The sequence below is a fragment of the Enterococcus sp. AZ179 genome, from assembly GCF_050498885.1.
GTDB lineage: Bacteria > Bacillota > Bacilli > Lactobacillales > Enterococcaceae > Enterococcus_D > Enterococcus_D entomosocium.
In genome coordinates this window covers 854,950-872,497 of record NZ_JBMHEO010000001.1, presented here as the reverse complement: position 1 = coordinate 872,497, position 17,548 = coordinate 854,950, and the positions used below count along the sequence as shown (strand labels likewise).

Annotated in this window: 19 protein-coding genes and 2 other annotated features; of the genes, 13 read left to right on the top strand and 6 right to left on the bottom strand. The window is 42.5% G+C overall.

Features of this window, described 5'->3' with window-relative positions; genetic code table 11:
- Window positions 1-2: 2 nt before the first annotated feature.
- A complete protein-coding gene (gene mvaD / locus IGI88_RS04155) occupies window positions 3-1,001 on the bottom strand; it encodes a diphosphomevalonate decarboxylase (RefSeq protein WP_429960237.1) in 999 nt (332 codons plus the stop codon).
- Window positions 994-1,926, bottom strand: coding sequence for a mevalonate kinase (gene mvk, locus IGI88_RS04150; protein ID WP_196043781.1), 933 nt, complete (start codon window positions 1,924-1,926; stop codon window positions 994-996). Before mvk ends, mvaD begins: the two co-directional genes overlap by 8 nt.
- Window positions 1,927-2,231: 305 nt before the next feature.
- Between mvk and IGI88_RS04145 the strand changes: the two genes are divergently transcribed.
- A complete protein-coding gene (locus IGI88_RS04145; RefSeq protein WP_008379503.1) occupies window positions 2,232-2,876 on the top strand; it encodes a deoxynucleoside kinase in 645 nt (214 codons plus the stop codon).
- A gap of 90 nt (window positions 2,877-2,966) precedes the next feature.
- The gene (locus tag IGI88_RS04140) at window positions 2,967-3,872 is read left to right on the top strand and encodes a magnesium transporter CorA family protein (protein WP_008379505.1); all 906 of its coding nucleotides are present in this window, start codon (window positions 2,967-2,969) and stop codon (window positions 3,870-3,872) included.
- On the opposite strand, the gene IGI88_RS04135 is transcribed toward IGI88_RS04140, so the two are convergent.
- On the bottom strand, window positions 3,869-4,504 hold the full coding sequence (locus IGI88_RS04135) for a pentapeptide repeat-containing protein (RefSeq protein WP_005233801.1): 636 nt from the start codon (window positions 4,502-4,504) through the stop codon (window positions 3,869-3,871). The genes IGI88_RS04140 and IGI88_RS04135 overlap by 4 nt on opposite strands.
- A gap of 332 nt (window positions 4,505-4,836) precedes the next feature.
- Here IGI88_RS04135 and nox point away from each other — a divergent pair, with 332 nt between their 5' ends.
- The 5 genes from nox (at window position 4,837) to IGI88_RS04110 (ending at window position 9,464) form a co-directional block, all read left to right on the top strand.
- Window positions 4,837-6,171: a H2O-forming NADH oxidase gene (gene nox / locus IGI88_RS04130; protein ID WP_429960236.1), complete on the top strand. Its 1,335-nt coding sequence runs from the start codon at window positions 4,837-4,839 to the stop codon at window positions 6,169-6,171.
- A 100-nt stretch (window positions 6,172-6,271) separates the two neighbouring features.
- Window positions 6,272-6,395, top strand: a sequence feature (ribosomal protein L20 leader region).
- Window positions 6,396-6,442: 47 nt separating this feature from the next.
- Window positions 6,443-6,964 carry a translation initiation factor IF-3 gene (gene infC, locus IGI88_RS04125; RefSeq protein WP_005228103.1) on the top strand — a complete coding sequence of 174 codons (522 nt, stop codon included), beginning with the start codon at window positions 6,443-6,445 and terminating at the stop codon, window positions 6,962-6,964.
- A 60-nt stretch (window positions 6,965-7,024) separates the two neighbouring features.
- Window positions 7,025-7,225, top strand: a complete 201-nt coding sequence (gene rpmI / locus IGI88_RS04120; RefSeq protein ID WP_003128650.1) for a 50S ribosomal protein L35 — start codon at window positions 7,025-7,027, stop codon at window positions 7,223-7,225.
- A 63-nt stretch (window positions 7,226-7,288) separates the two neighbouring features.
- Window positions 7,289-7,648: a 50S ribosomal protein L20 gene (rplT, locus tag IGI88_RS04115; RefSeq protein ID WP_003128653.1), complete on the top strand. Its 360-nt coding sequence runs from the start codon at window positions 7,289-7,291 to the stop codon at window positions 7,646-7,648.
- A gap of 196 nt (window positions 7,649-7,844) precedes the next feature.
- Window positions 7,845-9,464 (top strand): ABC transporter ATP-binding protein, encoded by a 1,620-nt coding sequence (locus IGI88_RS04110; protein WP_429960235.1) that lies wholly within the window; start codon window positions 7,845-7,847, stop codon window positions 9,462-9,464.
- A gap of 24 nt (window positions 9,465-9,488) precedes the next feature.
- Here IGI88_RS04110 and IGI88_RS04105 read toward each other — a convergent pair whose 3' ends face one another.
- On the bottom strand, window positions 9,489-10,064 hold the full coding sequence (locus IGI88_RS04105) for a helix-turn-helix transcriptional regulator (protein WP_042890653.1): 576 nt from the start codon (window positions 10,062-10,064) through the stop codon (window positions 9,489-9,491).
- Window positions 10,065-10,614: 550 nt separating this feature from the next.
- Between IGI88_RS04105 and IGI88_RS04100 the strand changes: the two genes are divergently transcribed.
- From IGI88_RS04100 to IGI88_RS04075, 6 genes are all read left to right on the top strand, one after another.
- Window positions 10,615-11,214, top strand: coding sequence for an MptD family putative ECF transporter S component (locus IGI88_RS04100; RefSeq protein WP_005233871.1), 600 nt, complete (start codon window positions 10,615-10,617; stop codon window positions 11,212-11,214).
- A complete protein-coding gene (locus tag IGI88_RS04095) occupies window positions 11,211-11,912 on the top strand; it encodes an energy-coupling factor transporter transmembrane component T (RefSeq protein WP_429960234.1) in 702 nt (233 codons plus the stop codon). Before IGI88_RS04100 ends, IGI88_RS04095 begins: the two co-directional genes overlap by 4 nt.
- Window positions 11,909-13,345, top strand: a complete 1,437-nt coding sequence (locus IGI88_RS04090) for an ABC transporter ATP-binding protein (protein ID WP_086316578.1) — start codon at window positions 11,909-11,911, stop codon at window positions 13,343-13,345. Before IGI88_RS04095 ends, IGI88_RS04090 begins: the two co-directional genes overlap by 4 nt.
- Before the next feature lie 141 nt (window positions 13,346-13,486).
- Window positions 13,487-14,194: a response regulator transcription factor gene (locus tag IGI88_RS04085; protein WP_034878320.1), complete on the top strand. Its 708-nt coding sequence runs from the start codon at window positions 13,487-13,489 to the stop codon at window positions 14,192-14,194.
- A complete protein-coding gene (locus tag IGI88_RS04080; RefSeq protein WP_074536794.1) occupies window positions 14,184-15,542 on the top strand; it encodes a sensor histidine kinase in 1,359 nt (452 codons plus the stop codon). The genes IGI88_RS04085 and IGI88_RS04080 overlap by 11 nt, the downstream gene beginning before the upstream one ends.
- Window positions 15,543-15,649: 107 nt before the next feature.
- Window positions 15,650-16,288 (top strand): PepSY domain-containing protein, encoded by a 639-nt coding sequence (locus tag IGI88_RS04075; protein ID WP_010750007.1) that lies wholly within the window; start codon window positions 15,650-15,652, stop codon window positions 16,286-16,288.
- A 68-nt stretch (window positions 16,289-16,356) separates the two neighbouring features.
- Here the strand turns inward: IGI88_RS04075 and IGI88_RS04070 are convergent, their stop codons facing one another.
- Together IGI88_RS04070 and IGI88_RS04065 are read right to left on the bottom strand one after the other, a co-directional pair.
- A complete protein-coding gene (locus IGI88_RS04070; protein ID WP_008379536.1) occupies window positions 16,357-16,527 on the bottom strand; it encodes a hypothetical protein in 171 nt (56 codons plus the stop codon).
- A gap of 90 nt (window positions 16,528-16,617) precedes the next feature.
- Window positions 16,618-17,052, bottom strand: coding sequence for an acyl-CoA thioesterase (locus IGI88_RS04065; protein WP_008379539.1), 435 nt, complete (start codon window positions 17,050-17,052; stop codon window positions 16,618-16,620).
- Between the two features lie 189 nt (window positions 17,053-17,241).
- Window positions 17,242-17,449, top strand: a binding site (T-box leader).
- Window positions 17,450-17,548: the final 99 nt, after the last annotated feature.

Sequence of the window (17,548 nt, the reverse complement as noted above, 5' to 3'; positions counted from 1 at the left end):
TCTTAGTTGATAGGGGAAGATTCTTCCACCGGTAAAAAGGCTAATCCTTTGCCCGCATGAGCAGCTACTAATTGTTCTGAGGCAAAGTGAGCACTTAATTCACGTAAAATCGTTTGTTCTTCTTGTTTTTGGCATAAAACTTTGACATTGGGACCAGCATCCATCGTGAAATAGCAAGCCAATCCTTTTTTTCGCAGTATTCGGACACATTCCATGGCTCGCAAAGATTCAGAAGACCAATAAGTAAAAGGTGGTTCGGCGGCTAAGGTCGTTCCATGCATTTTCAAGGCGTTGGCCTCGGTCGTTTCACCTAAAGCAGTAAAGTCTTTTTCGGCAATCGCTTGTTTCATTTTCACGAGATCGCTCGCAGTGGCAGAAAGCCAGCCTGGATAAAAGCTAGAGGTTTCAACGGTTCGGCGCATCCCCTCACGACTGGAGACTTCTTTGGCTTGTGCGTTGATCAAAATAAAAATCATACTCAATTCTTCTTCCCAGCCATTCGACGGCACTTGGGTGGCAAAAGAAGTCTCATCGGTGCCTTGATGCCATTCAGCAAAACCGCCGTAGATACTCCGACAAGCCGAACCAGAACCGCGACGGGCCAAACGGGATAACTCTTGCTCTGACAAGTTTAAGTCCAGTGCTTCACTACAGGCACCCGCCAATGCCGCTAATCCACTGGCAGAAGAGGCAAGTCCGGCAGCGGTTGGGACGAAGTTTTGACTTTCCACCGTGGCATACCACGGGCAGTCCGCTTTTTTTCGTACCAGATCCAAAAAGTCCGCAACTTTTTTTGTGGCAGCGTCTGTTTGCACCACGCCATCCAGCGTAAAGCGATCCTGTGTAAAATCGGGTGAAAAAGCCACCGTTGTTTCTGTGTAAAAGGCATCGAGGGTCAGGGACAAACTATTGTTCATCGGTAAAATGAAGGTTTCGTCTTGTTTTCCCCAATACTTGATCAATGCGATATTCGTGTAGGCGCGAGCCTTTCCCTTATACATGTTCATAAACTCCTAATCCTTGTATCCATGCCGCACGAGCGCCATCGGACAATAAAATACGGCTGATATTCTCAGCCTGTTCCTTCGTTTTGGTTAGTGCGATCATACAGCCGCCCCGGCCCCCGCCGGTCAGCTTCGCCCCGTAAGCCCCGTGTGCCAATGCTAAGGAAACCAACTGATCCAGTTGCTGATTGCTGACCCCTAACTGCTGCAGGGCCTGATGGGCATTGTTCATGCTTTCGCCTAATACTTCTAATTGATTGGCTATGATGGCCTCTTTGGCTCTTTTGGTTTCGATCCCTAAACGCTGGATCGCTTGACTAGCCAGCTGCTTGCTGGTTTCAAAAAGATGGGCGACACTTTTGACTGCTTCTCTCGTTTGCCCTTTGATTCCAGTATCAGCGACGAGCAAATAACCGTCGATCGTGAGGGGAAACGAAGTGATGGGATGCCCTTTGATAAAGTAAATGGCATCCGTCCCGCTAGCTGCTGCAGCATCGATCCCGCTAGGATTGCCGTGAGCGATTTTTTCAGAAAAGTTGACATAGGTCATCAATTCTTCTTTTGTAAAGTCTTTTTTGATCCAATCAAAAAAAGCGCGAGTCAGTGCAACAGCGACCGCCGCGCTAGAACCCATTCCCCGTTCAGAAGGGATAGTGCTGACGATGGAGGTTGCAAAAGGACCCGTGTGGAAGTCTTGTTGCAGACGATGCAGCAAGTCTTTGACATTTTTTAAGTGGCTGGGGACTTCTTCAAGCAGACCGTGATAGTAACTTGAAATCAAGGTGTTTGTTTCATTTGCTGTGATCTCGACTTGTACTTTTGCTCCCGCAAAAGGGAAAGCAATTGCTGGTTCACCGTAAACAACTGAATGTTCACCCATTAAGATGATTTTTCCTGTAGCTATGCCAGTACCAATTGACATTATTTTCCTCATTTCTCTAGGGAGCTTACCCCACATGATTCATTTATCGTTTGTCAGTCAATTGTAACTATCTCCTGACAAAAACACAATTTAATTAAAGATCCTTTCCTATTTTACTAGAAGAAGGCTCTTTCGTTAAGCATTCCGTATGAGATTTCAAAAAAAAGCAAAAATCTTTAAACTTTTATTGAAAAACTTCTTGATCTGTGCTTCAAAAGTTTCAGTTGACGGCACAAGATATAGTATTGTATAGTTGATATCGCAAATGCAACATACAATATTTAGTGATGAGTGAGTTGGGGGATATGAGCGTGATCGTATTAGCAGGAACGATTGGTGCCGGTAAATCAAGTTTGACCGCATTGATCGCCAATCATTTTGGCAGTCAAGCCTTTTATGAATCGATCGATGACAATGAAGTGTTACCATTATTTTATGCAGATCCAAATAAATATGCGTTTTTACTGCAAATCTATTTCTTAAATAAACGATTTGAAAGTATCAAGCAAGCTATGAAAGACGACAATAACGTCTTGGACCGTTCCATTTATGAGGATTCACTGTTGTTCCATTTAAATGCGGACCTTGGGCGAGCAACCGATACCGAAGTCAAGGTCTATGATGAATTGTTAGCCAATATGTTGGAAGAGCTGCCGTATGCAGCCCACAAAAAGCATCCAGATCTTTTGGTGCATATTCGCGTTTCTTTTGAAACGATGTTGGAGCGTATTGAAAAACGTGGGCGGGAATATGAGCAGTTGACCTTTGATCCTTCGTTATACGACTACTACAAAGAGTTGAACAAACGCTACGATCAATGGTACGAAGAGTACAATGAGAGTCCAAAGATCCAGATCGATGGCGATCAATTCAATTTTGTCGAAGACCCGCAAGCGGCACAGGCCGTTTTAACGATGGTGGAAGAGGCCTTGAAAGACGCCCGTAAATAAGTAATAGCCAATACAGCCAGGAAAGTCCTTTGATTGGGCTTCTGGCTGTTTTCTTTTATAATAGAAGAAAGCAAGAGTGGAGGATGGATTGTGGAAAACAAACATGTCTTTTATGACGGAAACTATGAATGGATTCAAGTAGACCAACAAGACGCAAAAAGCGTGATGGCACTGCAAAAACAATATCATTTGTCTGACGAGATGCTTACGTACTCTTTAGATAAAAACGAACGCGCGCGGGTCGAATATGATGCCGAAGAGGAAGCATTGCTGCTGGTTTTCAATGTACCTCAGCAAGAAAAGCGTGAAAATCATTTTGAGACCAGCCCGATGACGTTTATTTTAAAAAGGAAGCAACTCTTTACTTTTGCATCCCACAATACCCGTTATGTGATTCCAATGATGGAGCGCTTGATCCTGCAAAACCCGCTGCAAACGCCCATTCATTTTTTGTTTCAAAGCTTGTTCTTGATTTCTGGCACGTTTTTTCCGTTAGTCGAAGAAGTCAATAGTGAGCGGATTCGCTTGAATCAGCGACTACGGGAAAAAACAACCAATAAAAACTTACTGCAAATGTCTGATTTGGAAGTTGGACTGGTTTTTTTAGTGTCTGCCACGAAACAAAATGCGGTCCTCTTGGAGCAAATCAAAGCATTATCCATTTATCGTTTGATGGATGATGATGAGCGGGAACAACTGGATGATGCCTTGATCGAAGCCAAACAGGCAGTGGAAATGACCCAACTGGCATTCCAAATTTTGGAACAATTGTCTGGTACCTACAATAATCTATTAAACAATAACTTGAATGATACCATGAAGTTTTTGACCGTTTGGTCCCTCTTATTGACTGTGCCTTCCATCGTTACCAGTTTCTTTGGCATGAATGTTCCGCTGCCTTTTACCAATAGTATTTTCGGTTGGGGTATTGCCTTGTTGATCAGTTTAGTGTTATCCGTCTGGATGTTGATTGCTTTATGGCGCAGAATTCGTTAGTCGATCACCAAACCTAGACCGGCGGCGATGACCAAGGCTTGTTCTTGATCGACTGTTAGTCCTCGCAAGTGTTCAAAGGACAACGCGATCTTTTGAAATTGATTGGTCCGAAAATCTAAAGTTGCTAATTTTGTGTGAAACCAGTTGCTATTGTTCAACTGGTTTTCTTGTAGCGTCAAGTGTTTCCAATCCATCTCATAAAACTCACTGTCGTTTAGTTGGCACTGACGAAACAGCATCGTCCGTAAATTGGTATTGCTAAAAGAAGCAAAGTTTGCCACGCAATCTTCAAAGGTACAGTCACGGAAATAGCTTTCCGCAAAATTCGTACCAGTCAATTTACACTGTTTAAAGTGAACACGATGAAAGCTGGCACCAAAACATTCCAGATTAGAAAAATCGCAGTTCTCAAAGAGGACATTTTGACATTCCCATTGACTCAAGCGTGTTTTTTGCATCGTCACTTTCTTGAAATGACATTGCTTCAAGATAAGGTTTTTGCAAGTATCATAGCTATAATCACCGCCTTCGAACACCCCCCCTTCGAAAAGCAGTTCTTCTTCTAAATAAAAATCCTGTGGCTCTAATGCCGACAATAAGGGCGGTAGTGGCAATACGATTTTTTTCTTCATCAAGATCCCATCCTGTATGTTTTTCTCTCAGTATAACACGGCGAATCGATGCCGCGATAGTTACGAAAAAGCGGCAGGGTATTGTGAAATTTATTCAATCGGTTTGCAGAATGCTTTTATAACAAGGAAAATCTTTGATTTTTAATACATATTTTTTCACAATCTTTTTACTTGCAAGACGAAAATAATTTTGATATAGAAACTTAACCCGCTGAAAGTGACGTATATCAACGAAAAACTGTCACAAATTTTTAAAATCGCGAAAAAGTTGATAGTTTTCAAATTCACAAGCGAGCTATAATGACAATGTAAACAAAAGGAGGAAATTTTCCATGACAAAAACAGTTATTATCGGTGCAAACCACGCGGGGATTGCTGCTGCCAATACATTATTAGATAACTACAAAGACCAAGAGGTCGTAATGATCGACCGTAATACAAACTTAAGCTACCTAGGTTGTGGGACTGCTTTATGGGTTGGACGTCAAATCGATTCATACGAAGGCTTGTTCTATACAAAACGTGAAGATTTTGAAGCAAAAGGTGCAAAAATCCATATGGAAACAGTGGTTGACCATATCGATTTTGAGAAAAAAGAAGTACACGCTGTGACCAGTGAAGGTGAAACGATCGTTGAATCTTATGACAAAGTTGTCATCGCAACTGGATCTGTTCCGATCTCACCCAAAGTACCTGGACGTGACTTGAAAAACATCCATTTCTTGAAAAAATTCCAAGACGGACAAACGGTTGATCAAGAGTTAGCCTCAGAAGACGTGAAAAACGTTGCCGTTATCGGTGCTGGTTACATCGGTGTTGAAATTGCTGAAGCAGCAAAACGCCGTGGCAAAAATGTGTTGCTTTTTGATGCAGCGACACGGGCATTGCCAAACTACTACGACAAATGGTTCACAGAAGATATGGACAAAAACTTAGCTGACAATGGCATTGAATTGCATTTCGGTGAATTAGCGCGTGAATACAAAGGAACAGAGAAAGTAGAAGCAGTTGTAACAGACAACGGCGAATACCCAGTTGACCTAGTGATCAACGCGATCGGTTTCTTACCAAACAACGAGTTAGGCAAAGATCATTTGGAATTGTTTGCTAACGGCGCGTACTTAGTGGACCGCCATCAACGGACAAGCGATGCAGATGTATACGCAGTTGGTGACTGTGCAACTGTGTACTCAAATGCTTTGCAACAAACAACGTATATCGCATTAGCAACGAATGCCGTACGTTCAGGGATCGTCGCTGCCCATAATATCGGTGGAACTTCTTTAGAATCAACAGGTGTTCAAGGATCAAACGGGATTTCGATCTTCGGCTACAACATGGTTTCAACTGGCTTGTCAGTAGAAGCTGCCGAACGTAATGGAATGAAAGTGAAATACTCTGATTACGAAGATACCCAAAAACCAGGCTTCATGAAAGAAAATGCGACGGTTAAAATCCGCATCGTCTATGAAGAAGAATCACGCCGCATCGTTGGTGCACAAATGGCATCACGAACATCTGAAATCGCAATGGGCATCCACATGTTCTCACTAGCGATCGAAGAAGGCGTAACGATCGACAAGATGAAGCTATTAGATATCTTCTTCTTGCCTCACTTCAATCAACCATACAACTACATCACGATGGCTGCGTTGAAAGCAGAATAAGAAACACGAAAGTCGGAGCGTATGCTCCGGCTTTTTTTTTGAAACAATCATGAAAACTGTTGACAATAAGAGGAAAAAGCAGTATACTATAAAAGTTGAGAAATAAAAGCAGAAGCACCCGCTTCTCGCCTGAGTGAAGATATCGCTGGGCAGAATAGGATTCCTACCATTTATTTGTGTGGAGTACGTGCGGGTTCGTGAAGAACTCGTTTTTTTATTGTCTGATTTCGAATCGACAAGCTTTTCTTTCTCTCAAAAAACTCGGAGGTGAATGACCATAGCAAAGGATATGATGGTAAACGACGGCATTCGTGCACGTGAATTGCGTTTGATTGATCAAAACGGCGAACAACTTGGTGTAAAGAGTAAAGCTGAAGCATTGCAAATTGCAGAACGAGCAAACCTTGATGTGGTATTGGTGGCACCAAATGCTAAGCCGCCAGTAGCAAGAATTATGGATTACGGGAAATTCCGCTTTGAGCAACAGAAAAAAGACCGTGAAGCTCGTAAGAAACAAAAAGTAATCAACATTAAAGAGGTTCGTTTAAGTCCAACGATCGACGTCAATGATTTCAATACAAAATTGCGTAATGCACGTAAATTCCTTGAAAAAGGGGACAAAGTGAAAGCTTCGATCCGTTTCAAAGGCCGTGCCATTACCCATAAAGAAATTGGTCAGAAAGTGTTAGATCGTTTGGCGGAAGAAACTGCTGATTTGGCAACTGTTGAGCAAAAGCCAAAAATGGATGGCCGCAGTATGTTCTTAGTATTAGCACCAAAAAACGATAAATAATGACTCACTGAGTTTCAGTTTAAAGTCAGATAACGAAAGATTTTGAGGAGGAAATTAGTTATGCCAAAACAAAAAACACACCGCGGATTAGCAAAACGCGTAAAACGCACTGGCGGCGGCGGATTGAAACGCTTCCGTGCCTTTACCAGTCACCGTTTCCACGGCAAAACAAAAAAACAACGTCGTCAATTGCGTAAAGCTTCAATGGTTTCAGCTGGCGATTACAAACGTATCCGTCAACAACTAGCACGCATGAAATAATTGCGTAACCCAAGCTTCACGTATACAAACAATTATCGATTTTCATATTAGGAGGAATTATACATGGCACGTGTTAAAGGTGGAACAGTAACTCGTAAACGTCGTAAAAAAGTGCTTAAATTAGCAAAAGGTTACTACGGTTCTAAACACACTCTATTTAAAACAGCAAAAGAACAAGTAATGAATTCATACAACTACGCATACCGCGATCGTCGTCAAAAGAAACGCGACTTCCGCAAATTGTGGATCGCTCGTATCAACGCAGCGGCTCGTATGAATGGCTTAAGCTACTCAAAATTGATGCACGGCTTGAAATTAGCTGAAATCGACATCAACCGCAAAATGTTAGCTGACTTGGCTGTAAACGATGCAACAGCATTTACTGCATTAGCTGACCAAGCAAAAGACGCTTTAAACAAATAATCAATCGTTGGCAACAACGTTAGCCCCGCTCTTTGAGCGGGTTTTTTTTTGTTTTTTCTCGATGATCGAGGAATGGTTTCTCACTACCTTTCATACGTTTCTTTCCATTAAGCGAAAAATAGATTATACTTTTGAAAGCGGTTATTTTATTTATCTCACGACTTTTTCACGAACACTGCAGCAAAAGGAGCTTACGATGGCGATTGATTTATGGCGGCATTTTAAAAAAGGATTGACGGTATATATTGGGATTGGAATTGCGGTCTCATTTTTGAGTGCCGCGAATGTCTTTTATTTTCAAAAATTACTCGATTCATTTGGCAAGACATTTGATTGGTCAGTTATTTTTATCTATGGGTTAACGCTTGTACTGGTACCGCTTTTGTCCTATATCGAGCAGAAGCCCAAAACGAAATTGTACAACAGCATGTATTTCTATCTCAAAGAACAAGCTTTAGTGAAAATCAGCAAGATTGCCTATTCTGAGTACTTGCAGATTGGCTCTGGAGCACTCTTACAGAAAACTGAAGCGGGAGCAGCGGCGGGCAGAAATATCCATTTGAATTTTTATGGACGCTTGTTTAAAGAATTGCTTCCCGAAACACTGTTTAACTTAGCTTTTATTGCTATGATCGATAAAAGGTTGATTCCAGCGATCCTTGTGGGCTATCTAGTGGTGTTTATCGTGACCAATTTGCTTTTGAAAGTTTTACGCTCTCTCAAAGAACGTGCGCTAGTTTCAGAAGAAGCCATGAACAGCACCTTTATCCGCGGATTAACGGAAATGGTCACGTTTCGGATCAATAAACGGTTTGAAAAAGAGATCGCACAATATAAAAATATGTCTGCTGACACAACAGAACGTTTGACGAAAATGACGATGATCCATGAGTTTTTCTTTGGTTTTTTTGCAGTTTTAGTCGCATTGATCAAAGTCGCAATTGTGGTATTGGCATTCACAAATCAGATTACAGTCAGCTTGGGCGGTTTAGCAGCACTGATTATTTATGTGGATCGAATCTATACGCCTGTTGCAATATTTAACGTGATTTTTGTTCAATACAGCTTAGATAAAGTTGCCTTTGCACGGTTAAATGAATTTTTCTATCTGCCAGAGGACAAAGCATTAACACAAGGAGATGCATTGTCTGAGACCATCAACTATATCACAGTTAAGGATCTATCCGTCATACTTCAAGAAAAGAAAATCTTAACCGATAGCACACTGGAGCTGAAGCGGGGAGCGATTTATGGGTTAGTAGGAGAAAGCGGCGCAGGAAAATCAACGCTGATCAAAACGATTTTAGGCTTGTATCAGCCGACGACCGGTGCAGTTCTGATCAATCACAAAAATTTGGCTGCTTACAACTTAAATGATTACTATCAGCATGTCTTTTATCTATCGCAAGATGCGCCAATATTCCAAGGAACGCTGAAAGAAAATATCATTTTTGATAAGGAAATCGCAGACGAGGAAATCATAGCGGTATTAGAAAAATGTCAATTAGGCGCATTCTATCAGGCACTCAAGGGAGGAATGTCTGCTGAAATTGGAGAAAAAGGAGCCAACCTTTCTGGTGGGGAAAAACAGCGGATCGCTTTTGCCCGATTGTTTTTCACAAACGCAGAAGTCATTGTCCTTGATGAAGCCACATCTGCTTTAGACGAAACAACAGAAGAAAAGCTTTTTGCAGCGATCAAAGACCAATTGAAAAATAAACTAGTCATTATGATCACCCATCGCCCGAAAAATTTGATTTATGCGGATGAGATCATTGAATTGAAAAAAACACAGGTTGAAGCGGCTTCATCATAAAAGCAGCTTCAACCTGTGTTTTGATCAGCGCATCAGTAAATGCGGCAGTGTACTAAGCCATGCAAGCATGCCGACAATCAAGGCAAAGACCAAGACGATGACTGTTTTTGAGAGGAAATCTTTTTTGATGTCCCGCTTTTTCCTAATGGCATCGAGTTCTTGATTTTCCATGAAGGCAACGATCTCTTTATACGTTTTGATATTTTGGGTTTTCTTGATTTTTTCGATCTTCAATGCGGCATACATGGAGACGAGCCAAAAACATAGAGGAGGGGCAATCCACCAGTGTCCTGGTAAAAAGAGAGCAGGCCCAACAGATAATGCGGCCAACAATGTAAAGACCAACATTATTTTCGTGTAGTGATCCATTGCTGTTTTCTCAATCGTTTCTTTCATTTGTTCAATATCCCCTTTGACTAATTCATCTAAAGAAACATCAAATAGAACACTGAGCAATAATAAGTTGTGAACATCAGGATAACTTTTTTCATTCTCCCAATTTGAGATTGTTTGTCGGGAGACATAGAGTTTTTCTGCCAGCCCTTCCTGAGAGAGACTTAATCGTTCCCGATGTTTTTTTATTTGTTTGCTTAAGTTCATTTTATCCGCTCCTTCTACCATTAGTGTAGGCCAATGTCTGCTTTTTAACGATCAAATGTCTTTGACAACGCCTTGAAGTCAAGTGTCAAAATGTTTTTACAGTTGGGTTTATGCTGTTTACACAGCAGTACAGCGTTGATTTTCTTCAACGAATAAGCGACAGTCAGCTTTCTTATTGTTTTTTTTTTTAGAAGCACCTGCTGGTTTCTTAAAAGAAAATGATGAAGAGCATGTGCTGATTTTTAATGTTTGTCTTTATCTATTATTCATTAATTTCGCAAAGATGGGAAGAGGAGAAAACAACTAAGCGTGTGAAAGCATCATTTTTCCATTAGTGGATCTTTAAAGGTCCCTGTGTGTTGAAATGGAGCCATTCAGAAGTCACGTCTGTTTGTTGGTTCTGTTCTAGAAGAAAATCGACTGTTGATAAGCATATCTCCCCATAAAAACGTCTGCTTTGTGCTATACTGAGGCTTTGTAAAAATAAGTTTGTACAAGCAAGCAGCAACGGTTTTTTCATTGATTGCTTGCAAGAAGGAGCGTATACGCAGTGAAAAAACTAAAGGTTCAAGATTTAATTGCAGTGGGGATCTATACAGCGATCTATTTTCTTTTAATGAGCGTCTGTCTATTGATTTTGCGTTTTGTGATCCCAGGTTTTCATAATTTATTTATTCCAGCAGTCACCGCTTTGTTTTCTGGCATTATCTATCTGATTTTATTGAATAAAGTACCGAAATTTGGCGCAATCACCATTATGGGTACCGTGGTAGGGCTCTTTTTTTTGATTTCAGGACATTTTCCATTGGCCTTTTTGCCCAATATGATTTGTGCCTTAACAGCTGATTTGATTCAATACAAAACAAAGCTCAAAGAGAACGTTCGCGTACTGGCGAGTTATATCGTCTTTAGTTTTGGCTTGATGGGCCCGATCTTGCCCCTGTGGTTTATGAAAAATGCCTACATCGATTCATTAGTGGCTCGCGGAAAAGATGAAACCTACATTGCCGGTGTGTTTGCTCATACCTCCAATGTGATGTTGGGGCTTTGTGCATTGGCCGTTTTGATTGGTGCGGTGGCTGGTTTAGGCATTGGTAGCCGCTTGATGGAAAAACATTTTCAACCAACGATCCAATCGCATAAAGGGTGAGGAATGTGTCGAAAACAAGGTTTGATCCCCGCAGCAAATTGGCGGTGATTCTCTTTGCTAGTTTTACTATGATGGTGTCCATTAGCTGGATCGATGAGTTTGTCTTTGTCACGTTCTTGCTGCTGCTATTTTTAGTCAGCGGCTTTTGGAAAAAAGGCCTGATGTTCTATGGCGTGTTTGTCTTGCTGACACTGGCAGATAGTTTTTTGTTTCGCCAAGGAAACCACCTATTGATCGTGTTGCTGGATTTCTTTTCCGTCGGTTATCGCCGCTTATTGCCAACGATCATGGCGGCGGCTTTTGCCATTAGTGGGACGAAGAACAGTGAGTGGATGGCGGCGTTGCAAAAAATGCACGTGCCCAATGTATTATTAGTCCCGCTGGCAGTCTTATTTCGTTTTTTCCCCACATTGGTACAAGATTTCAAAAGTATTCGCCAAGCGATGCGCTTTCGCGGCATCTCGCTGTCGGCAGGATCGATCTTGCTTCATCCACTGCAAAGTGCGGAGTATTTTTTGATCCCATTACTGATGTCGGCTGAAAAGACCGCAACCGAACTGTCGGCTACGGCGCTGGTTCGCGGGTTAGCATCAGAAACTCCCCATACCACCGTCCACGAACTGAAGCTGCGCTGGTGGGATGGCTTGGTCTTTTTAGCATTAGGCTGCTTTATCGTGAAAAGGATGTGGCTTGGATGATCACACTAGAACAAGTGTCAGTGAAACGAGAAAATCGAACCGTATTATCTGAGCTTTCTTTGACAGTCGCAGCTGGGGAAGTCATCGTTTTGTGCGGCGCTAGCGGCAGCGGAAAATCGACCTTGCTCAATGTTTTGAATGGCTTGATCCCTGAGCTGTATCCCGCCGAAGTGCAAGGAAAGATCCGTGTCGGAGAAACAGACTTGCCAGTTGCCGATTTCTCCCATTATGCCCAGACGATTGGCGTCGTCTTTCAAAACCCCAAGACTCAATTTTTCACCACGGATGTCTATTCGGAGTTAGCTTTTTCGATGGAAAATGCGGGCGTCGCACCAGAAAACATTCGGCAGCGAATCACCGAAGTAGCACAGCAGTTTTCCCTGACCCCGTTGCTTGATGCTAGTGTCTTTGACCTATCTGGTGGGGAGAAGCAGCTGATTGCTCTCGCTGCAGCCACGATGCTTCCCCATGATGTGTTCTTATTGGATGAGCCTTCCAGTAATTTGGATCAAGAAGCGATCCAAAAGTTGACTCAAGGATTGGCTTCTTTAAAACAACAAGGGAAAACCATTGTGATCGCCGAACACCGCTTGGCGTATTTGGCGCCACTGGCAGATCGCTTCTGTCTATTAGAAGCAGGACGATTGCGGGCGTCTTATCCAGCAGCTCAGCTTTTGTCACTGCCCGAGGAGGCAATTCACGAGTTGGGATTGCGAAAAGTAGGCGAGGCGGCATTGGAAAATCAGCACTGCCGAGAATCTTTGCCAGAAAAGTCTGGATTAAGGGCAACGCATCTGCAGATCAAGCAATCGAAACGCTCAGCAAACAGCAGAAATTGGGCGCTTAACTTGCCTGAACTACAATTGCCGACGAAGCAAGCTGTGGGGATCGTTGGACCAAATGGTGCTGGCAAAAGTACGTTGGTGCAAGTCCTGTCAGGATTGAAAAAATGCCCAGAAGCAGTATTTGCCATCAATGGACAAAAGCGGACCCAAAAGCAGCTGCTGCAGGAAAGCTTTCTTGTGATGCAGGATGTTAACTTGCAGCTGTTTTTTGAAACGGTGGAAAAAGAGCTGCTGATCAAAGCCCAAAACCCAGCTCGTTTTGAAGAAATTGTCTCATTGTTGCACTTAACACCACTCCTTGCCCGACATCCGCAAAGCTTGTCGGGTGGGGAAAAACAACGAGTTGCGATTGGCAGTGCCTTGCTTTCTGGCAAACGTTTGTTGTTTTTCGATGAACCAACGAGTGGATTAGATTTGCAGCAAATGGAGGAGGTCGCAAAACTACTGCGAATAGTTGCCAAAGAAGTTGATTTATTAGCCGTGATCAGTCATGATCGTGAGTTTTTAGCTGAAACATGTCCTTACATGATTCAACTCGAAAAAGGAGAACTTGTTGGCACGTATCAGCTGGCAAAAAATATGGAATAACTGAAAGACGGAGTGAACCTTGGTTCATGCCGTCTTTTTTTGGTCGAACATGAAAAAATCTTCATGTTTTTTTCTTTCAATCAGTTAGGAAGTTTTGAAAAAATCCGTTATGATAGAAGCAAAACCAGAGGAGGAGCGCATATGACTTTGAAGATCTTGCTAGTAGAAGACGAAGAAAGTTTAGCCAGTTTTATCCAGTCCGAATTGACTTTTGAGGGATATGGCACGGTCTGGGCCAAAGATGGGCAAGAGGCATTGACCTTGTTCAATCAGCAAGCAAATGCTTTTGATCTGATTTTATTGGATTGGATGCTGCCAATCTATGATGGCATCACAGTGGCGCGGCGGATACGCAAAGAAAGCGACATCCCGATTTTGATGATGACCGCCAGAAATCAAACCGCCGATGTGGTGACGGGGCTTGATGTTGGGTTAGATGATTATTTAACGAAACCTTTTGAAATCGAAGAACTGTTTGCCAGAATTCGCGTGATCGAGCGGCGGCTGCAAAGAGAAGCCAAACAACAAAAGAACCAGCAAAACCAATTAGTGGCGGGGGAGCTGATGATGGACATCGCCAAGCACTTGGTTCAGGTTGCCGGTGAAACCATTGAGTTGACGCCCAAAGAGTTTGGGATTTTATATGAATTGATGAAAGAGCCGGAAGTCGTCAAAACCAGAGATGACCTATTGAATGAGATTTGGGGTTATGAATACGACGGTCAAACGAATGTTGTAGATGTCTATATCCGTACACTGCGGAACAAGCTGGATGTTTGCGGCAAAGGCAAAATGATCGCAACCGTTCGAGGATTAGGCTATGTCTTGAGGACCGACCATGAAGAATAAGTCAGTCAACCAACGTAGAAAAACAGCCCAGTTTCAATTGACGAGCCGCTTTTCCTTGATACTCTTTGGTCTGCTGATTCTCTTCAATCTGCTGTTTATTTTATTATCCGTAGGTTATTTGTTTGAACATATCGAAAATCGTGCCAGCAACATTCTTGAAGCCATCGAAAAAGGCGAGGCATCAGGGGATACCTGGGACACTCTCGTCAATGCCTATGTTTCGGCAGATGAAGAAGACGCCCTGCAAGTGATCTTAGCCGATGGCAGTGTCGTTTCATCAGAAGATGCGGAAGAGATTTTTGCCGATATCAATCAAGGACGAGTGATGCCATTTCTCGAAGACATCGTTTTTACAGAGGATGGCATCTATTACACGAAAACTCAAGAAGTCGATGGGGATCAGGTGACGATCGCTATCAATGGGGAGGATAGTGTGGAATTAGCCTATGGTCTCTTTATGATCAGCAGTTTCTTGAATCTGATCGCTGTTGTGATTGGCAGCCTGCTGATTTATTGGAGTGTCGGGAAATGGAGTCAGAAACTTACCGGCATGGCGCAAGAAATTGCTGCCATTGAACAAAGCCGACAAGGAGAATTGTCAGTGTCTGAAGAACCCATCGAGATTCGTTCGGTGGCCTTGGCTTTCAATAAATTGTTGAAAGAACAGCGTGAGACGATCGAACGGGAAAAGCGATTCGTTGCCGATGCTTCCCATGAGCTGCGAACACCTTTAGCTGCGATTCGCGGACATGTCCAATTGATCCAGCGGCGTGGAACCAAACATCCCGAAGTCATTCCTTCCTCAATGGCGTTTATCGACAAAGAGTCGAAGCGTTTGGAAACATTGAGCAATCAATTGTTGGACCTAGAAAAAAATCAATCCCCAGATGAAATGACCCTTGTTGATGTTTCCCAGATCGTCCGAGAAGAGTGTGAAAAACAAGCGACGATCGTTCCGCAATCGATTGAATATTTTGTGGAGAACCAATGTATGAAACGTGGGCATAAGCGTGACTTCCAGCAAATCATCCAAAACCTGTTAGAAAATGCCGCGAAGTATTCGCCTGCTGATCAGCCGATTCATGTGACCTTGACACAAGAGCAGAGACAGATGTCTTTGACCGTCGCCGATTTTGGCATTGGGATTCCCGATGACAAGAAAGCCTTGATTTTCGAACGGTTCTATCGAGTAGAAGATTCTCGTTCCAGCCAGATTGCTGGTTCAGGCATCGGGCTTTCATTGGTAAAACAGCTGGCAGACAAGTATCATGCCAAAATTACCGTGACAGACAATCAACCGCAAGGCAGTATCTTTAAACTTGCCTTTCCAAATGAAAGAGAAAGATGAAGATTTTTTTAGATTTTCTTCAAGCATTTTTGATTCTTTTTCATGAGGAACTTGTTATTCTAAATATATAGAAAAAAGGAATACACAAACAATTGGAGGAATGAAACATGAAAAAAACAACTATTTTATTCGGAATTGCCGCATTAGGATTACTGGCAGGATGTACACAAAACAACACTGGAAATTCAGAACCTGCGCAAAACAGCAGCTCAAGCACAGCAGTTGCCTCATCAAGTGAAACAACGTCGTCACAAGCAACAGACAGCTCTTCAAGCAGTGCAGCGATCGCCAACGGCGGCTTACCTACGGTGACCGTAGAAGAAGCGATCCAAATATTCCAAGACAAATACCCAGATGCAGCGATCACTTCGATTGATTTGGATACTTCTTTTGGCAATTACTTCTACCAAGTAGAAGGCGTGGATGACACGAATGAGTTTGAATTAAAGATCGATGCAGAAACCAAAGAAACTTCTGAAGAAAGAACGGAAAAATTGGATGCCGATGAACAAAACGGTGTCAAAAAAGATGCCGATCAATTGGACCTAACCAACTTGCTTTCATTGGAAGAAATTTCTGATATCGCCGTGAAAGAAGCTGGCGGTGGTCAAGCAACAGATTGGTCATTAGACAAAGAAATGAATGTAACCTATTGGGAAGTAAAAGTAGAAGATGGCAACAAACAAACAGATGTGAAAATCAATGCCCAAACAGGTGAAGTACTAGAAACCGAATTAGATGACTAATCCTGTTTCGCAGTAAAAAAGATAAGCCGCTATCGTCTATGCGCAAAAGACGATAACGGCTTATTTCTTTACGTATGCTGTTTGACTTCAGTTAACGGTTTGACGCGACCACCAATTTTATCTGCAAATGCTTCGGACTGCTTCCGATCTTCAAAGACCCATAACTTGTCTGGAATTTTTTCACGAGTGCGACGACCATCCTTGCCAATGTAACCATGCAAAACTTTAATCACGTACATCGCCATCATCCTTCCCTGAAATTACTTTTGATTATACGAAAGCCGTTTCAAAAAGCAAGGATTTTGACTTAAATGAGTGATCAGAATTGATTATTCCCCTGACAGGGCAGCATAATCAGCAAATCGTTGATGGATTTCAGGAAAACTACGCTTCAGCTGCACGATGCGATTGGTCTCTTTTGCTAAAAAACAATGCTTTGAAGTCCCCGTCGTTGCCAACTGACCATCACTAGTTTTGTAGATCTCATAGCGAAAATCCAAACGCGTGCCAGTATATTTGTCGACCAAAACATCGATTCGCACCTCATCTTCGTAACGAATCATCGTTTTGTATTGCGCACTGACTTCCAGCACGGGAACGATCAAGCCCGCTTCTTCGATGGTATGATACGGTAAATCCAAAAACGCGAGTAATTCCACGCGGGCCTCTTCAAACCAGCGGATATAATTGGCGTGATGGATGATCGCCATTTGATCGGTCTCATAGTAGTGTGGTTGACGGATATAGCCTGAATATAAAGACATAAAAACAGCTCCTTTCATAGAAACAAAACCTTCGTTATTCAGCATAACGCAAAAAGGAAGAAAAGCAAACAGAAGGAGAGCTTCTTTCTGTTGACCACTTGAGAAAATGCTACTAGAGAGCAGCGGAGTGAAAAAGACAGTGAAACACCTTGACTTTTTCATAGCTTTCTTGTAGTTTATAGATAATATCAAAAATCAGTGAAGGATCGAGTACTTTATTCTATTCCTTAAAAGAGAAAACTGCCCCGGCTGAAAGCAGTTTAGGACGTGTAAAGGAAAGACAATCTGGAGATGAACAGAAGAAAAGCTGTTCCGTGACCGAGCGTTAATCGAGCGAAGGAGAAGAATATTTCTCGAATTTAGGTGGTACCGCGTGTAATCAAAACTCGCCCTTGTATAAAAAAACAAGGGCGAGTTTTTTGCTGTGAATCACTATGATTGGCTTGCGGAGCAAGCCAGAATAGATGATGAACAGTACTAGGCGAGTGCAGGGAGC

What these genes read in the sequence shown, in the direction of transcription:
- infC (WP_005228103.1), top strand. Translation starts at nt 6,443, where the DNA reads ATGACCATAGCAAAGGATATGATGGTAAACGACGGCATTCGTGCACGT.
- IGI88_RS04085 (WP_034878320.1), top strand. Translation starts at nt 13,487, where the DNA reads ATGACTTTGAAGATCTTGCTAGTAGAAGACGAAGAAAGTTTAGCCAGT.
- IGI88_RS04135 (WP_005233801.1), bottom strand. Translation starts at nt 4,504, where the DNA reads ATGAAGAAAAAAATCGTATTGCCACTACCGCCCTTATTGTCGGCATTA.
- mvaD (WP_429960237.1), bottom strand. Translation starts at nt 1,001, where the DNA reads ATGTATAAGGGAAAGGCTCGCGCCTACACGAATATCGCATTGATCAAG.
- IGI88_RS04080 (WP_074536794.1), top strand. Translation starts at nt 14,184, where the DNA reads ATGAAGAATAAGTCAGTCAACCAACGTAGAAAAACAGCCCAGTTTCAA.
- rplT (WP_003128653.1), top strand. Translation starts at nt 7,289, where the DNA reads ATGGCACGTGTTAAAGGTGGAACAGTAACTCGTAAACGTCGTAAAAAA.
- IGI88_RS04105 (WP_042890653.1), bottom strand. Translation starts at nt 10,064, where the DNA reads ATGAACTTAAGCAAACAAATAAAAAAACATCGGGAACGATTAAGTCTC.
- mvk (WP_196043781.1), bottom strand. Translation starts at nt 1,926, where the DNA reads ATGTCAATTGGTACTGGCATAGCTACAGGAAAAATCATCTTAATGGGT.
- IGI88_RS04110 (WP_429960235.1), top strand. Translation starts at nt 7,845, where the DNA reads ATGGCGATTGATTTATGGCGGCATTTTAAAAAAGGATTGACGGTATAT.
- IGI88_RS04090 (WP_086316578.1), top strand. Translation starts at nt 11,909, where the DNA reads ATGATCACACTAGAACAAGTGTCAGTGAAACGAGAAAATCGAACCGTA.
- nox (WP_429960236.1), top strand. Translation starts at nt 4,837, where the DNA reads ATGACAAAAACAGTTATTATCGGTGCAAACCACGCGGGGATTGCTGCT.
- IGI88_RS04070 (WP_008379536.1), bottom strand. Translation starts at nt 16,527, where the DNA reads ATGTACGTGATTAAAGTTTTGCATGGTTACATTGGCAAGGATGGTCGT.
- IGI88_RS04075 (WP_010750007.1), top strand. Translation starts at nt 15,650, where the DNA reads ATGAAAAAAACAACTATTTTATTCGGAATTGCCGCATTAGGATTACTG.
- rpmI (WP_003128650.1), top strand. Translation starts at nt 7,025, where the DNA reads ATGCCAAAACAAAAAACACACCGCGGATTAGCAAAACGCGTAAAACGC.
- IGI88_RS04065 (WP_008379539.1), bottom strand. Translation starts at nt 17,052, where the DNA reads ATGTCTTTATATTCAGGCTATATCCGTCAACCACACTACTATGAGACC.
- IGI88_RS04145 (WP_008379503.1), top strand. Translation starts at nt 2,232, where the DNA reads ATGAGCGTGATCGTATTAGCAGGAACGATTGGTGCCGGTAAATCAAGT.